Below are 18293 nucleotides of genomic sequence, written 5' to 3' on the forward strand. Positions count from 1 at the left end.
TAAACAATATTAAATATAGTGTGATGAAAAATATTAAGTTATTAGGAGCATCAATAGTCTTGCTATTAGCTTTGGCAGGATGTAAAAAGGAATCCCAGAACATCTTCAACATGTTTGATGTTCAGCTTACGCTGCATCAGAATCACCCTTTTAGCACGGGTGAATATAAAGAGGTAAATGATGGTGATAGTGTATACATTGATTTTACAATTACATCACCAACAAAAGATATGTACCAGGTAGCTGTACTTAAAGCTGGCAGCGGTACTCCTTTTTTAAGAATACCTCTAGGACCTACTGAGCGGAGAACTTATTCAGGAGTGGTGAAATTAGCGGCAAATGAAAATGCCGGGGCTACTTCGTACAGGATCTGGGCTTACGATAAAGATGGCGTGTATCTTGGTGACGGCTATAAGCTGATCACAATTTATGTACGTCCTAATTTTACTCATTTAGCCAACAGGAACATTTATTATCCTGATAGTGCTAACAAATCAACCGCTAATTATTTCTCTCTTTCAAAAGGAATTAGTTACAACTATGCCAGTGCACAGGCTAACTCTGGTGATATTGATTTAGCCATTTATCAAAAACCATTAGCAGCACCAGCATCAGGGTTCACCACTCATATTTATTCTTTGAGTGCAACTCCACTGCCTTACATAGTTGATAATATTAGTTCCTTTACAAAAAGAGAAACTCTTTTTTCAGCACCTGTAAATAACCATGCTGCTACTTTCAATAACACGCTTACAACCGGCAGTAAAATAGAAACAGAAGCAAGAAGGAGAACGATCAATTTGAAATCCATAACTGCAAATATTCCTGCAGGTAATGTTGTTTATTTCCGCACGCCTGAAGGAAAATATGGAGCCTTGTTGTTCAATACAATTACAACAAATTATTCTGGTGCGCCATTCGTAAATGTTAGCGTGAAATATCAGCACTAAGAAGATTAATTAAGTTTTTAAACAAATTGACACAGTCATAGTAATGGCTCTAAAATAATCTTTCAGAGAAATCAAAGTCTACGATGAACCAGTAAAACCTGGCTCATCGTAGATTTTAAATTGAATTACATTAACCGGTTTGAAGAAGGTTTCCTGCAAAAGGTAATAAGCGAAAAAACAAGAATCAATTTCCTCACTGAAGCGAACAGCACATGTTAGCAGTTCAGAGTATTTAAAGAAAACGGGAAGTACCTTATGATGAAGATTTTTATAAAAGTATCCGCGTTTGCGTTTCTACTTAATGTAGTGCAGCCGGCTTCGGCCCAGTATCCGCGTGTTCCACCAGAGCTTGGGATAGCAGGTCATAAAATGATGGATGAAGCCAGGCGCAAGTCCGATTCTGCATGGGCAAAGGCTTTACCTATCATAGAAGCAGAGGCCAAAAGCGGTAGACCTTTTATTCCCTGGGCTGCTCGTCCAGACGATCTTCCACAGGCAAGCATCCTTGCTTTCCCTGGTGCAGAAGGTGGTGGAGCATATAGCTTTGGCGGCCGTGGTGGAAAAGTGATTGTAGTAACCAATTTGAACGATGAAGGAGTAGGTAGTTTTCGTTGGGCTTGCGAACAGGGTGGTGCCAGGATAGTAGTATTCAATGTTGCTGGTATCATCAACCTGAAAAGTCCTGTGATTATCCGTGCTCCCTATATCACTATTGCCGGTCAGTCAGCTCCTGGCGACGGCGTTTGTATTGCCGGAGAATCTGTTTGGATAAACACGCATGATGTTGTGGTACGCCACATGCGTTTCCGTAGGGGCAATACCAATGTAGCGCGTCGTGATGATGCCATAGGCGGTAATCCTGTTGGAAATATCATGATCGATCACGTATCTGCCAGCTGGGGTGGCGATGAAAACATGAGCATGTACCGTCACATGTACAATGATAGTACAGGTGCAAAAGAAACTAAGCTGGGTACTGTAAATATCACTATTCAAAACTCCATTTTTGCTGAAGCACTTGATACATGGAACCATGCGTTTGGAAGCACATTGGGTGGAGAGAATGCGACCTTTATGCGCAACCTCTGGGCTAACAACACAGGCCGTAATCCATCTATTGGTTGGAACGGTATCTTCAACTTTGCAAACAATGTTGTTTATAACTGGGTACATCGTTCCGTAGATGGAGGTGATTACCGTGCAGCTTACAACATCATTAATAACTACTTTAAACCAGGTCCTCTTACTCCTAAAAATTCGCCGGTAGGTTATCGCTTATTGAAACCTGAATCGGGCAGAAGCAAGCTGAGCTATCGTACCTATGGCCGTGCATATGTGAATGGCAACATCATGGAAGGTAACGATCGTGTTACTAAAAATAATTGGGATGGTGGCGTACAGGTAGAAGACGAACCTAATGCAGGTGAATACACGGCTAAGATGAAGGTGGACAAACCTTTGCCTATGCCTGCTATTACTATTGTTCCTGCCAAAGAAGCTTTTACCACAGTGATAGCTAATGCCGGTGCTACATTACCTAAAAGAGATGCGGTAGATGAGCGTATAACAGAGCAGGTAAGAACAGGGAAGGTAAATTATCTTCCTAATGTAAAATTGCCTGATACGCAGTTTGAACATCGTCGCTTGCCGAAAGATTCTTACAAACAGGGTATCATAACTGATATTAGCCAGGTAGGTGGTTATCCTGAATACAAAGGCACGCCGTACAAAGACAGCGACAACGATGGTATGCCTGATGATTATGAAATAAAAAATGGTCTTAACCCTCGCAATGCTGCCGATGCATCATTGATCACAAAAGGGGGTTATGCTAACATAGAAGTTTACCTGAATTCGCTTGAAGCAAAAGCAGGCACTCAACGGTTGGCTACAAAAGAAGCAGCCGGAAAGAAAGCTTCAAGCGCAAGATCTGTTAAATAAGTTAGAGGCTACCCGGTTTGGGCTACTTTGCATAAGCGCCTCATGGTGCACAACGATAATGTACAAGTGTGCGACGCAAGTAAAGCTGATAAGAGAACAGCTGTGTGGCTACAAAAAAATTTTAGCATGAAGAGATTACAAGTATTCCTGGCTGCAGCTGCAGCATTAGCTATGGTCAACACTGCTAATGGGCAGTATCCCACTATTCCTAAAGCGCTGGAAGACTCCGCTGATGCAGAAATGAAGCGCTTTGAAAAGTTGAGCGATGAAGCATGGGCGAAAGCATTGCCTATAGTAGAAGCTGAAGCAAAGAAAGGCAAGCCTTTCATTCCATGGGCGGCGAAGCCAGAGGATCTGCCACAAGCCAAGATACCTGCGTTTCCAGGTGCTGAAGGTGGTGGTGCTTTTACACCTGGTGGTCGTGGAGGTAAAGTGTATGTTGTAACCAACCTGAACGATTCTGGTGAAGGAAGTTTTCGCTGGGCATGTGAGCAGGGTGGTGCACGTACCATTGTATTCAATGTTGCTGGCATCATTCAACTGAAGTCTCCTGTTATTATTCGTGCACCTTATATCACCATTGCTGGTCAGTCGGCACCGGGCGATGGTGTATGTATAGCAGGTGAGTCTGTCTGGATCAATACTCACGATGTGGTTATTCGCTATATGCGTTTCCGCCGTGGTGCAACCGATGTTACCCGTCGCGATGATGCATTGGGTGGCAACCCGGTTGGTAACATCATGATCGATCATGTGTCTGCAAGCTGGGGCCTTGATGAGAACATGAGTATGTACCGTCACGTATACGATCGTGGTGGAAAGAATGAAAAACTTCCTACTGTAAATGTTACTATACAAAACTCTATTTTTTCTGAGTGTTTAGATACCTACAATCACTCCTTTGGCAGTACCATCGGCGGCTTGAACAGTACGTTCATGCGCAACCTTTGGGCTAACAATATCAGCCGTAATCCATCTATTGGTATGTATGGCGATTTTGGTTTTGTAAACAATGTTGTATTCAACTGGTGGAACAGGAGTGCTGATGGTGGTGACCATCGCTCTTATTTCAACTTCATCAACAACTACTATAAGCCAGGTCCTATGACTCCTTTGGATAAGCCTATTGCTCACCGCATATTGAAGCCAGAGTCAGGACGTGATAAAGCCAATGCACAGGCTTTTGGTAAAGCATACGTAAGTGGAAACATAGTAGAAGGATTTGATAAGGTAACACAGGACAACTGGGCAGGTGGTATACAGGTAGGAAACAATGAAGATGCAGGTGTACATACTGCTGCTATTCGTGTAAATGAACCAATGCCAATGGCAAAGGTTACCATCCTTCCTGCAAAACAAGCATATGACCATGTGTTGGAAAATGTAGGAGCTAATCTTCCTAAAAGAGATGCTGTTGATGCACGTATCATCAAGACGGTAAAAACTGGAGAGATCTACTACAAAGAAGATGCAGTAACTGGTATAGGAAAAGAATTTATCAAGCGTCGTCTTCCTGAAGACTCTTACAAAAAAGGTATCATCACGCATCCAAGCCAGGTTGGTGGTTATCCTGAATACAAAGGCACACCTTACAAAGACTCAGATAAAGATGGTATGCCAGACAGCTACGAAAAGAAGATGGGTTTAAATCCTAACAACGCTGCCGATGCAAGTAAGGTTGGTAACACAGATGGTTATACTAACCTGGAGATTTATTTAAATAGTCTTGTACCACCTGTGAATCTTAATAAATCTGTTGCCACTAAATAAGCTTCACTTAATAATAATTCAATGAAATCTTTCCGCTTCATATTCTGCCTTCTTGTTTCACTAATTTATTTAAGTGAGGTGGCATTCAGTCAAGATCATTTAAATGGCAATGGTACCACAAGTACAGCAGCAAACAGGGCTAAACAATTGGTAGACGCCTTAGGTATCAATGATCTTGAAAAAAGATCAAGAACCAATGCTATCATTAACCGGCATCTCGACAGCTTAGAAGTTATCTTCAAAGACAGGGCAAAAGCAGTAGAAAGTGCGGGTAAAGCTGAAACTAAGGAACTTTCAAATTTCAGGGGAAGGAGTGCATGGGATGCTGCGAACGGTAGGTTAAATAAAGTGCATGCTGTTTTCTTAGGTCGTCTTTCTACCGAACTTACAGCAGAGCAAATTGAAACGCTGAAGAATGCAATGACTGAAAATGGAATGATCAGGGAGTATAACAACTACCTCGATCTGTTTCCAAATCTTGCCAGTTACCAGAAGGAGCAACTTATGGCCTACCTGCGTGAGGCAAGAGACAATGCAATGAATGCAGAAACAGCTGGCCAAAGAAAAGAATGGTTTATTAAGTACCGCGGAAGGGCAAATAACTTCCTGTCAGCAGCAGGTTATGATCTAAGAAAGGCAACAGACGAACAACAGAAACGAAAGGCCAATAAATCAAAAGAACAGTAACAAATTGACTAGACACTTAATTATAAGACATAGCCCGTCGTCCGTAAATCATCAAGTACAAAAGGCGGTTCTCATTACGTGCTTAGTATTAAATGGTTTCAGTCTCCTTGCACAAAAACCACCCAAGCCTCCAAGTCCTATCATAGCGGGTAGGGGAACGATCGCTTATACGCCCGATTCGTTGGGTAATCGTGTACCGGATTTCTCGTATGCTGGATATATGGCTTCTGAACAGCGAATCCCGAATGTGGCTGTAAAGGTGGTTGTTCCGGTGACTAAAGGAGATGCTACAGCGCGTATTCAATCTGCACTTGATCTTGTTGCTTCACTGCCAGCAGATGCCAATGGCTTTCGCGGCGCTGTATTGTTGCAAAAAGGTATTTACTCAGTAGAAGGACAACTGAAGTTAAATGCTTCGGGTGTTGTGCTTCGCGGTAGTGGGGCGGGTGCTAATGGAACTACGATTGTTGGTGCAGGTAAAGACAGGGAAACGCTAATTAAGATTGTTGGTGTAAATGATAAGGTAAAAGGAAGGGAGACAAGTATAACAGATGCATATGTACCAGTTAATGCTACTCAGCTAACAGTTGCAAATACGTCTGATCTAAGGTCGGGCGATCTTGTTGTTATCAGGAGGCCAAGTACCCTTCAGTGGATCCGTGAATTGGGTACCGGTCATTTTGGTGGAGGTGTTTCCTCTACAGGTTGGAAGCCTGGTGAAAGAGATATCTTTTGGGAAAGAAAAATTATAGCAGTTGATGGTAATACCATCACACTGGATGTACCACTGACCACTGCATTAGATACTACTTATGGTGGTGGTACTGTTTCAAAGCTTACGTGGAATGGTAGGATAGAGAAAGTAGGTGTTGAGAACTTGCAACTTCGATCAACTTATGATGCTATCAATCCAAAAGATGAAGCGCATCGCTGGATGGCAATTACAATGGAGAATGTTGCTGATGCCTGGGTACGACAGGTTACATTCAAGCATTTTGCAGGATCTGCAGTGGCTGTGTTGGAAACAGCAAAGCGTGTAACTGTTGAAGACTGTAAGTCGTTGGAGCCTGTTTCTGAAATAGGAGGCCAGCGTCGTTATACCTTTTTCACCAATGGTCAGCAAACGCTTTTCCAGCGCTGTTATGCTGAGAATGGTTACCATGATTTTGCTGTTGGATTTGCAGCTCCCGGTCCCAATGCTTTTGTACAATGCCAGTCGGTGTTGCCGTATAATTTCAGCGGTACAATTGATAGCTGGGCATCAGGTGTGTTGTTCGATATTGTAAACGTAGATGGTAACGCTATCCGTTTTGGCAATCGTGGTCTTGATGGAAATGGAGCAGGCTGGAGCGCTGCAAACAGTTTGATCTGGCAAAGTACAGCGGCTCGTATTGACAGCTATAAACCTCCAACTGCCAATAACTGGGCTTTTGGAAACTGGGCGCAGTTTTCAGGTGACGGTTACTGGGAAAGTTCCAATGAACATATACAACCAAGGAGTTTTTTCTATGCACAATTATCACAACGACTAGGAGATACAATTCAAAAATACGCGCAGCTTCTTCCTATAGAATCTGAAGCATCAAGTAGTCCAAGTGTGACTGTTGCTATGGCACTTACCGCTAAGGCTGTTAATCCTGCTTCACTACTTTCTGACTGGATAGACGAAGCAGTGAAACGCAATCCTATTCCTGTACAGGCGAATGGCGTAATTACCATTGATAACATTGGTATCAAAAAGCCAGCTGTGGTGGCTTCTGCTCCGGCTATGAAAATCCAGGATGGATTGATCGTTCGGGGCAATACGCTTGTGCAGGGTAGAAGGCTGGACGTTCAATGGTGGTCAGGTGGTATAATGCCTACAGATCTGCCTAAGATGCGACCTCATATTACCCGCTATGTACCCGGCAGAACAGGAAAGGGTTTAACAGATGATCTTGATGCATTGACCGATACCATGAAGTCTTCTAACATCATTGGTATGGAGCATAACTATGGCTTGTGGTACGAACGTCGTCGCGATGATCATGAACGTATTCGCCGGATGGATGGTGAAGTATGGGCGCCATTTTATGAGCTGCCTTTTGCACGTAGTGGTAAAGAACTGGCTTGGGATGGATTGAGTAAATACGATCTTACGAAGTACAACCACTGGTACTGGAACCGTCTGAAAACATTTGCTGATCTCGCCGATCAGAAAGGCCTGCTGCTGGTTCACCAGAACTATATGCAGCATAACATCCTTGAGGCAGGTGCGCACTATACAGATTTCCCATGGCGCCCGGCCAACAACATCAACAACACTGGTTTCCCTGAACCGGTTCCTTATGCCGGTGATAAAAGATTGTTCATGGCTGAGCAGTTCTACGATGTTAATCATCCTGTCAGAAGGAAGTTGCACATCGCTTACATCAGGAAGTGCCTAGACAATTTCAAAAACAATAATGGTGTAATTCATACTATTAGTTCGGAGTTCACGGGACCATTGCACTTTGTGCAGTTTTGGGTGGATGTAATCAAAGGTTGGGAAAAGGAAAATGGCAAACAGCAGATCATAGCACTAAGTACTACCAAAGATGTGCAGGATAGTATACTCGCTGATCCTGCCCGTGCAGCAGTAATTGATGTAATAGACATTCGCTACTGGCATTACCAGGAAGATGGAACTGCCTATGCACCGAAAGGTGGGCAAAATCTTGCGCCACGGCAGCATGCACGTCAAATGAAGGGTGGGCGTACATCTTTCGAGCAGGTGTATCGTGCAGTTAGCGAGTACAGGAAAAAGTTTCCTGCAAAAGCTGTTATGTACTCTGGAGGTGATGGCTTTGGATGGGCTGTATTTATGGCAGGGGGTTCGTTACCAACCATTCCAAAAGTTGATCAACAGTTCCTGCAAGCTGCAGCTGCTATGAAGCCTGTTGCTTCTACCGAAGGCCAGTACGTATTGGCTAATGGAGAAAAAGAATACATTGTTTACACCAATAGTGGTAAAGCAAACCTTGATATCAAAGGCACCTACAAAGCCCGCTGGATCAATCCTCGCAACGGAGAAATATTCAAAGAAGGAAATATACAGGGAGTTAAAACACTTGAACTGGCAAGCCCGCAACAAGGGGCTGCTGTTTTATGGTTGACAACATTATAAAATAGAAGATGATTAAGCGTAATTATTTAAAGCTGTTAGTAGCATGTATGCTGGTGTCGTTGTGTTCAAATGCACAAGTAGGTAACAGCATGGGTTTGAAAATTTCACCTGATAAAAGGTTTTTCACCGACAAGGAAGGCAAGCCGTTCTTTTGGTTGGGCGATACCGGCTGGTTGTTGTTTAGCAAGCTAGACAGGAAAGAGGCGGAGAAGTACCTGGAAGACAGGCGCGCTAAAGGTTACAATGTTATACAGGCGATGGTGCTTCATACGGTGGCTGCTAAGAATGTTTATGGTGATTCTGCACTGGTTAGAAAAAGTGTTGCAAAACCTGTTACGCCTGCAGGTAACAATCCTGCTGTAGAAGCTGAATATGATTATTGGGATCATATAGATTATATGGTTGACCTGGCCGCACAAAAAGGGCTGTACATGGCGCTGGTGCCTATCTGGGGAAGCAACGTAAAAGCAGGTTCAGTTAGTCGTGACGAGGCAAGAAGCTATGCACAGTTTTTGGCTGAGCGTTATAAGCAAAAGCCAAATATTATCTGGCTGAACGGAGGTGATATACACGGAACAGATTCTATGGCAACATGGAAGATCATAGGCGAGACACTTCGTAAACATGATCCTAATCACCTGATCACTTTTCATCCGTTTGGACGTACTACATCAAGCCAGTGGTTTCACAATGAAGAGTGGCTGGATTTCAACATGTACCAAAGCGGACATAGAAGTTATGACCTTGACACGTCCAGGAAAGAGTGGCGGTTTGGCCCGGACAACTACAAGTTCACCAACATGGATTATAATTTGAAGCCCACCAAGCCTACACTGGATGGTGAACCTTCGTACGAGCTTATACCTTATGGTCTGCACGATACAACAAAGCCTTACTGGAATGCCAACGATATGCGACGCTATGCATACTGGAGCGTGTTTGCTGGTGCTGCAGGTCATACTTACGGACACAACAGTGTAATGCAGATGCATAAGCCGACAGATAAAGGAAGCGCTTATGGAAGCAAAAAATATTGGGATGCGGCCCTCAATGATAGTGGTGCAGCGCAGATGGTTCATGTAAAAAATCTCATTCTTTCTAAACCTTATTTTGATCGTGTTCCTGATCAAAGCTTGATTGCAGGAAAGCAGGGTGAGAAGTATGACTACCTGCTGGCAACACGTGGAAAAGACTATGCTTTTATCTACACCTACACCGGCAAGAATTTCAAGGTAAACATGGGTAAGGTTAATGGAGATAAAGTGAAGGCTTCATGGTACAATCCAAAGAACGGGCAATCAACTTTGTTGAAAACAGTTTCAAATAAAGGCACCCGCAAATTCAATCCTCCGGGTAAACCCGCAGAGGGAAATGATTGGGTGTTGGTGTTAGAGAGTTTATAATGTTCCATGATCCCCCTGCCCTAAAGGGCAGGGCAATTGGGCCGGGCAATTAGGCAGGGCAATGATGCGGCAATTGATGATCGGATAAATGTCAATTGCCTCGGCATTTTAGAGATAGAACAAATCAATTGCCTCGTCCTTCAGGGCGAGGAAAAAAAATCAGATAACAAAAGAGGCTTTAGCCTCAAATAGCAGTTGATGAAATGAAGAGATGGTTTACAATATTATTTGCAGTAGTTGCACTGAGCTCTTGCGGTAAGAAGGTGTACATGTTTAGCTCTTTTAAAGAACCGGCTAACGAAGGACTTCGATTTTTATACAGTTATGATGGCGTTAACTGGACAAGGATTGATAGTACATTTCTGAAGCCAGAATTGGATCAAAAGGTGATGCGTGATCCATCAATTGTTCAGGGTCCTGATGGTACATTCCACCTGGTGTTTACTTCAGCTTGGAAGGGTAGCAAAACATTCGGTTATGCATCTTCTAAAGACCTTATCAACTGGACTGAACAAAGAGCACTACCTGTAATGACTCATGAGGCAACAACAGTAAATGTATGGGCGCCTGAGTTGTTCTACGATGATGAGAGAGACCAGTTCATTATTATCTGGGCTTCTACTATTCCGCATCGTTTTGAACGTGGTATTGAAGAAGAAGAGAATAATCATCGCATGTATTATGTAACTACGAAAGATTTCAAAACATTCAGTGATACAAAACTTTTTCTTGATCCTGGTTTCAGTGTTATTGATTGTGTAATCGTAAAGCGAGGCAAAGATGACTATGTACTTGTGTTAAAAGACAATACAAGACCAGAAAGGAATATTAAGATCGCTTTTGCAAAAGACCCTTTAGGTCCTTATACAAAACCATCTGCGCCATTTACGCCAAATTTTACTGAAGGTCCTGCTGTAGCCAAAGTTGATGATGGTTATATCATCTACTACGATCAATACAGGGACAAGATCTATGGGGCCATGAAAACAAAAGACTTTATCAACTTTACAGATGTTACTAAAGAGGTAAAAGTTCCCGAAGCTCATAAGCACGGAACTATCTTCATGACCAATAAAAAGATCTTGAAAGGACTTTTGAAAGCGGCAGCAGAAAAGAAATAAAGCATTTCAAAAGGAGATAACCAGTAACTAGAAAATAGAAACTAGAAACTAGGAACAAGAAATCAGAAACAAGCAATCAATGGACAATAAAAATTCAAGAAGAAGTTTTATCAGGAATACATCTTTGGCAGGTGCATTTGGCCTTGCCCTTCCTTCTATCGTATCTGCAGCATTTGAAGGTGAAAATGCTACCAGGCTAAAGAAGAAGATCAGGATTGAAAAAGATGATGTGATCCTGTTCCAGGGTGATTCAATAACGGACAGTGGCAGAAAGAAAGATGATATGAACTACAACACAGCTGGTGCTTTTGGTAATGGTTATGCATTGATTGCTGCTTCTGAGCTATTATATCGGGCCGGTGATAAAAATCTGAAGATCTATAACAAAGGAATTAGCGGAAATAAAGTTTACCAACTAGCAGAGCGGTGGGATAAAGATGCTATAGATCTAAAGCCAACGGTGCTAAGCATATTGATTGGAGTTAATGACTTTTGGCATAAGCTAAACGGTAGGTATGACGGCACTGTAAAGGTTTACAGGGATGATTATAAAAAACTACTGGATCGTACAAAGCAAGCGCTGCCTGATGTGAAGCTGATCATAGGTGAACCTTTTGCTGTTACAGGTATCAAAGCTGTTGACGATAAATGGTATCCTGAATTCAATGAATACCGTGCTGCAGCGCGTGAAGTAGCTGATCAGTATGATGCAGTGTTCATTCCTTATCAAAGCGTGTATGATAAAGCACAACAAAAAGCACCGGGTGTTTACTGGACACATGATGGTGTACATCCAAGTTTAGCTGGTGCAAGATTAATGGCCGAGGCGTGGTTGGAGACAGTCAAGGTGTAAAAATGATGAACTACAAACGATGAATGATAAAAAGAGTTTTTCTCTTTTACATTTTACATTTTTCATTTTGCATTGTTCAAATTTGACTTCCTGTTCAAGTGTGCGACGCAACGATGATGCTATGAAAAACTGTAGCTGGTAACATAAAAAATAACAATGAAGAATTGGTTGAATAAGATAGCAGGTATAGGAATGTGTGTTGGTGCAATGGCTTCGGCTAATGCGCAGGATACAGTGCGATATACGGGTAATACTTTGGTAAATGTGGATTATCATCATGGGCAGTTAAGCCCTGCGGTTGGTGTTCATAACATCCAGATATTTCGTGCTAATCGTGAACATCCTGAATTAGCAGAAGGCTTTGGCTGGACTTACAACCATGCGCCGATGATCGCTTACTGGAACAACACATTTTATGTGGAGTACCTGAGCAATCCAAGAGGTGAGCATGTGCCGCCGGGACAAACATTCATCCTTTCATCGAAGGATGGTTATAACTGGACGAAACCTGTGGTAGCATTTCCTGTATATAAGATACCAGATGGTACTACCAAGGAAGGACGTCCTGAGGTAGCAAAGGATATGTATTCGGTAAATCACCAGCGCATGGGCTTTCATGTGTCTAAGAAGAACAGGTTGTTAGCCTTTGCTTACTATGGATTAATAGTTGGTGTGAAGGATGATCCGAATGATGGATTGGGCATTGGTCGTGTAGTGCGTGAGATCTATAAAGATGGTTCGTTTGGTCCTATTTATTTTATCCGCTACAACAAGAAATTCAACGAAAAGAATACGCAGTATCCTTTCTATACTAAGAGCAAAGACAAAGGATTTATTGAAGCTTGTAATGAAGTGTTGGCTAATCCGCTGATTACGCAACAATGGAATGAAGAAGCAGACCGTGATGATCCCTTAATTCCTTTGAAGAAAGAATACAAGGCGTTTAGCTTTTATCATTTGAACGATGGAAGAGTAGTAGGTCTTTGGAAAAATGCATTAACTGCTATCAGTAACGATAATGGAAAATCATGGCCTACCAATGCAACCAGAGCGCCTGGATTTGTAAACAGCAATGCCAAGATCTGGGGACAAAGAACTTCCGATGGTAAGTTCATGACCGTGTATAATCCTTCCGAATTTAGATGGCCATTGGCTTTGAGTGTTAGTGATAATGGATTGGACTACAAAAATCTGTTACTGGTACATGGCGAGATCAGTCCTATCCGCTATGGTGGCGAATACAAATCGTACGGTCCGCAGTACGTACGGGGTATAGTAGCAGGAAATGGTACACCACCCGATGGTAAGGCCTGGGTGACCTATAGCATGAACAAAGAAGACATGTGGGTAAGCTCTATTCCTGTTCCTGTAAAAGACAAGGTGAATGAACATCCAAACGAAGTGTTCGACCAGATGCCGCAAGGCAAAGAGCTGGAGCTTTGGAACATCTACAGCTTGCAATGGGCACCTACCAGAATTGAAAAAGCTGCAGATGGTAAAAGAGCATTGGTGCTTAGAGATTGGGACAGGTATGATTTTGCAAAAGCAGAAAGGGTAGTACCTGCAAGTAAAAGATTGGTTGCTGAGTTTACTGTGATACCACAACAAAATAAGAACGGAACATTACACATTGAATTTCAAAATGCTAAGGGTAATGCGGGTGTGCGTTTGATGCTTGATACTGCCGGCAACTTAATGACCAAAGCTGGTTACCGCGACAGGCGTTTGACTACTTACAATGCGAATGAACCGCTGAACATTCATATTGAATTAAACACTGCAACACGTTTTTATTCTACTACAGTCAATGGAAAGAATGTACCTGCAGGATTATTCTTTGCGCCATTGGATAGTATTGAACGTGTTGTATTCCGTACAGGCGAAGTACGTCGCTTTCCTGATGCTGATACACCTACAGATCCTATGCACGATAAGTTGCCTAATGCAGGTGAAAAAGACCAGGAAGCAGCTTATTACATCACATCATTCAAAACATCAAGTAAGTAGTGTTCAATCGCAGATCATATTGTTTCTTAATAATGCTGTTGTTTGTGTTGCAAGCTTCAGCAGAAATTACTTTGCCTAAAGTGATAGGAAGCAATATGGTTTTGCAACGAAACAAACCGGTAGCCATTTGGGGCAAAGCAACAGCAGGAGAAAACGTAACGGTAACATTTGGTAAGCAAACAAAACAAACTGTAGCTGATGCCAATGGTAAATGGATGGTTCATCTTAATGCCATGCCTGCATCGGCAACACCTGCATCCATGACCATTGCTAGTAGCAACACCATTACGCTAAATAATATTTTAGTTGGTGAAGTCTGGCTTTGCTCCGGTCAGTCTAACATGGAGTTTTCTATGGCTAAAAGCAGCAAGTTTGCCAACGCTGTAAGAAGCCAGGGAATGGATAGTGCTGCTACAGCCAATGAGCGTAATAAAAATATTCGTCTTTTTTTGGTTAGGCGCGATTTGACTAAACCAGATGGAGCTAATGTAAACAAAGGGTGGAACGAAACAGAGATCACATACCTGAAAGATTTCTCAGCACCAGGTTATTATTTCGCCAGGAAGTTATACGAAGAGCTGAACGTTCCTATTGGTATGATCGCTTCAAGTGTTAGCGGTAGCGCTATTGATCCATGGCTTGATGGCACCATTGTAAAGGATACGATAAAGCACACGTATGCTATGAATGAGAAGCAGCCTGGCAAGTTCTTCAATGGTATGATAGAACCATTGGCTCCTTATACATTGCAAGGTTTTTTATGGTACCAGGGTGAAACCAATTGCTTCTCAAAGGAAACAACAGAGTACACTTATAAATTCAAGCATCTCATCAATAGCTGGCGCAAACACTGGAACAACAGCAATGCGTCTTTCTACTTTGTGCAAATAGCACCACATAGCTATTCAAAAGGTAAAGGACTGAACGAACAAACATTACCAGAGTTTAGAGAAGCGCAGTCAAAGGCGCTTGACTTACCAAACACCGGCATGATCATCACCACCGACTTGGTAGATAAAATTGATGACATACACCCGACTTATAAATGGGAAATAGGAAGACGACTGGCGCTGCTGGCACTGGCTAAAACTTATGGCAAAAACATCGCGTATGCTGGTCCAACCTATAAGCGCATGAGCATTAAGGGAAATAAAATTGAACTTGCATTTGATCATGCAGAAGGATTACAAAGCGGCGATGGCCAACCGCTTACATGGTTCACCATTGCTGGTGCTGATGGCAAATTTGTTCCTGCCGATGCAGTGATCAAAGGCAACAAGATCATTGTTTCATCTTCCACGCTTACTGCGCCTGTGCATGTTCGCTTTGCATGGCACGAAGCCGCGCAACCCAATTTATACAACAAGGCCGGCCTGCCTGCTGTGCCTTTCAGAACCGATCGTCCTAATCAATCAACAGCTAAAAAATAAGGAAGTATAGTGAAGACTGGATTTAAAAATATCATTCATTTTGTAAAGAAATTTTTGGATAACCAGCAACAGGAGCTCAGGTTGAACCTTTGTTGCGTCGCACACTTGTGCAATAATTTTTCTATTCAGCAACTCAACATCAAGCCTCTCTTTATTTTTTCATTTTTCATTTTTCATTTTGCACTGCTCTCCGCCCAGCAAACCCAAAAAATTTATTTATCGGGTACAGGTAAAGATCATACAGTTGATTGGCAGTTCTATGTAACAGCAGGAAAAAACGCTGGAAAGTGGACCACAATCCCTGTCCCTTCCAACTGGGAATTACACGGGTTTGGAAAATATGATTATGGTTTTGCAAAAGACACTGTACGCGGTAAAGAGCAAGGCTTGTACAAGTACACATTTAATGCACCAGCTAATTACAAAACCAAGCAGGTAAACCTTGTGTTTGAAGGTGTAATGACTGATGCTGAAGTAAAAGTAAATGGTCAACCTGCAGGACCAATTCACCAGGGTGCTTTTTATGCTTTCAAATATGACATTACACCGTTATTGAAAGAGGGAGATAATCTATTAGAAGTAACAGTTGCAAAGCATTCATCCAATCAATCTGTGAATGAAGCTGAGCGTAAAGCTGACTTCTGGATCTTTGGCGGCATCTTCAGGCCGGTTTATCTGGAAGTACTTTCTAAGCAACATATCAATCATATTGCTATCGATGCAAAAGCTGATGGTAGCTTCAAGGCTAATGTTGATGTAAAAGCATCTACTGCAAATGCAGTATTGGGGCAACTGATGACAACAGGTGGTAAGCCTGTAGGTGCAGCTTTTACCAAAGCAATCAAGCGTGGTGACACATCAGTCATCATACAGACAGTTTTACCCAATGCAAAACAATGGACGCCTGAAACACCTAACCTCTATTACGTACAGGTAAACCTGCTTGATAAAGGCAAAGTTATTCATACGATCAAACAACGATTTGGCTTTCGCACAGTAGAAGTAAAACAGCGTGATGGTATATATGTGAATGGCGTGAAGGTGAAAATGAAAGGCGTGAACAGGCATTCATTTCATCCTGAAAGCGGAAGGACGACCAGTAAGCAGATCAGCATTGATGATGTATTGATGATGAAGGATATGAATATGAATGCTGTTCGCATGGCGCATTATCCACCCGACGATCATTTCCTGGATGTATGTGATTCGCTTGGTTTGTTTGTAATGGATGAACTGGCCGGCTGGCATGGCAACTACGATACAAAGACTGGTAGCAAGTTGCTAAAGGAGATGATCGATCATGATGTCAATCATCCGAGCATCATAATTTGGGCAAATGGAAATGAAGGTGGACATAACCTGGAACTGGATAGTCTATTCACAGCATACGATATACAAAAACGTCCTGTTGTGCATCCATGGCAGTTGTTTGGCGGCATAGAAACACAACACTATCGCCAGTACAACTATGGCATTGGCAATTACAACAATGGCCGCGAAATAGTGATGCCTACTGAGTTTTTGCATGGGCAGTACGATGGTGGTCATGGTGCAGGCTTAGAAGATTACTGGCATATGATGTGGCACGACCCGTTAAGTGCAGGTGGTTTTCTTTGGGATTTTCAAGACCAGGCAGTAGTACGTAGAGACCTTTATGACTCACTTGATACAGATAAGCACAGGGGCGCAGATGGTATTGTTGGTCCATACAGAGAAAAAGAAGGCAGCTACTACACCATCAAAGAAGTTTGGAGCCCGATCTTCATTGAGCGCAGAGAGATAGCGGAAGGGTTCAATGGTAAGCTTAACATTGAGAACCGCTACCATTTTACCAATACCAATCAATGCAGTTTTACTTACTCCTTTAATAGCTTAATAGATAAGAAGAAGCAACCAATCAAAGGTGTTATTACAGCACCAAATTTAAAACCATCAGAGAAGGGTAGCATACAAATTCCTTTACCGAGTAACTGGAATCAATATGATGTATTGTATGTAACGGCCTTTGGTCCTGGTAAAAATGAAATCTTCACATGGAGTTTTCCAATTAGCCGTCCTGCAGAAGTAGTAAAGACTTTGGTGCCACTAAAAGCAAATAATAAAGTACAGGTCAGCGAACAAGATACTGTATTCATAGCCTCTGCTAATGGTGTTACCGTTCGGATCAATAAGCAGAACGGAAGCCTTGTAAGTGTACAGAATATTAAGAATAATATACCTTTTACAAATGGACCTGTGATAGAGGAAGGTGCTACCAACTTCAAAAACTTCACACAACGTTTCGATGGTGATACACTTGTTATTGCTTCCACATTTGACAGGAAGAATAGCTACAATACTTTGGAGTGGAGAGTATATCCTACTGGTATTGTTAAGATGCAGGTAAAATACTTCCCTGCACAGATGTTTACCAGTATGGTTGGTGTAAATTTCTCTTTCCCTGAAAGTCAAATGAAGGGTGTGGAGTATATGGGCGATGGACCTTACCGAGTTTGGAAGAACAGGCTGAAAGGAAACCGCTTCGGTATCTGGAACAAGACATACAACAACACAGAAACTGGCGAGCAATGGAATTATCCAGAGTTCAAGGGTTATCATTCGAATATGTACTGGGTGAAGTTTATTACAACCACTCAACCCTTTACTGTTTATACAGAGAACGAAGGCTTGTTCTTCAGGCTTTTCACACCTGCATGGAAAACGGATCAATGGCACAATTACGAACCTATATTCCCGTCAGGAGATATATCGTTTATGCATGGTATCAGCAGCATAGGCAGTAAGACACAAGGCAACGAAACAACCGGTCCAATGGGGCAGAAGTATATTTTCTATGACTATGAAAAGGACCCGGGCCGTGCGCTGAAAATGGTGCTGTATTTTGATTTTAGGTAAGGGCAAATGCAAAATGTAAAATGCAAAATGTAAAACCAGAATGTGTAGGATCCCTTTTTCATTTTACATTTTTCATTTTGAATTATTGGTT

At 42.3% G+C, this 18293-nt stretch carries 11 protein-coding genes; all 11 read left to right on the top strand.

The genetic code is table 11. From position 1 onward, the window contains the following. Window positions 1–23: 23 nt before the first annotated feature. The 11 genes from J4N22_RS03580 to J4N22_RS03630 all read left to right on the top strand — a co-directional run bounded on the left by J4N22_RS03580 (window position 24) and on the right by J4N22_RS03630 (window position 18202). Window positions 24–950: a hypothetical protein gene (locus J4N22_RS03580; protein WP_207492334.1), complete on the top strand. Its 927-nt coding sequence runs from the start codon at window positions 24–26 to the stop codon at window positions 948–950. 255 nt (window positions 951–1205) lie between these two features. Further along, window positions 1206–2891 (top strand): pectate lyase family protein, encoded by a 1686-nt coding sequence (locus tag J4N22_RS03585; RefSeq protein ID WP_242692042.1) that lies wholly within the window; start codon window positions 1206–1208, stop codon window positions 2889–2891. A 126-nt stretch (window positions 2892–3017) separates the two neighbouring features. Beyond that, complete coding sequence (locus J4N22_RS03590) at window positions 3018–4661, top strand: pectate lyase family protein (protein ID WP_207492335.1); 1644 nt, start codon at window positions 3018–3020, stop codon at window positions 4659–4661. Window positions 4662–4739: 78 nt separating this feature from the next. After that, on the top strand, window positions 4740–5348 hold the full coding sequence (locus tag J4N22_RS03595) for a DUF3826 domain-containing protein (RefSeq protein WP_207492336.1): 609 nt from the start codon (window positions 4740–4742) through the stop codon (window positions 5346–5348). 220 nt (window positions 5349–5568) lie between these two features. Further along, window positions 5569–8493 carry a DUF6298 domain-containing protein gene (locus J4N22_RS03600; RefSeq protein ID WP_242692044.1) on the top strand — a complete coding sequence of 975 codons (2925 nt, stop codon included), beginning with the start codon at window positions 5569–5571 and terminating at the stop codon, window positions 8491–8493. 8 nt (window positions 8494–8501) lie between these two features. Next, window positions 8502–9896: a glycoside hydrolase family 140 protein gene (locus J4N22_RS03605; protein WP_207492338.1), complete on the top strand. Its 1395-nt coding sequence runs from the start codon at window positions 8502–8504 to the stop codon at window positions 9894–9896. Between the two features lie 203 nt (window positions 9897–10099). After that, window positions 10100–11017, top strand: a complete 918-nt coding sequence (locus J4N22_RS03610) for a glycoside hydrolase family 43 protein (RefSeq protein WP_207492339.1) — start codon at window positions 10100–10102, stop codon at window positions 11015–11017. 79 nt (window positions 11018–11096) lie between these two features. After that, the gene (locus tag J4N22_RS03615; RefSeq protein WP_207492340.1) at window positions 11097–11870 is read left to right on the top strand and encodes an SGNH/GDSL hydrolase family protein; all 774 of its coding nucleotides are present in this window, start codon (window positions 11097–11099) and stop codon (window positions 11868–11870) included. Between the two features lie 156 nt (window positions 11871–12026). Further along, entirely contained in the window at window positions 12027–13877 is a 1851-nt protein-coding gene (locus J4N22_RS03620) for an exo-alpha-sialidase (protein ID WP_242692045.1), read from the top strand. 101 nt (window positions 13878–13978) lie between these two features. Continuing rightward, window positions 13979–15307: a sialate O-acetylesterase gene (locus J4N22_RS03625; protein WP_207492341.1), complete on the top strand. Its 1329-nt coding sequence runs from the start codon at window positions 13979–13981 to the stop codon at window positions 15305–15307. A 9-nt stretch (window positions 15308–15316) separates the two neighbouring features. Further along, the gene (locus J4N22_RS03630; protein WP_342450920.1) at window positions 15317–18202 is read left to right on the top strand and encodes a glycoside hydrolase family 2 protein; all 2886 of its coding nucleotides are present in this window, start codon (window positions 15317–15319) and stop codon (window positions 18200–18202) included. Window positions 18203–18293 lie beyond the last annotated feature (91 nt).

It is taken from the genome of Aridibaculum aurantiacum, assembly GCF_017355875.1.
GTDB classification, from domain to species: domain Bacteria; phylum Bacteroidota; class Bacteroidia; order Chitinophagales; family Chitinophagaceae; genus Segetibacter; species Segetibacter aurantiacus.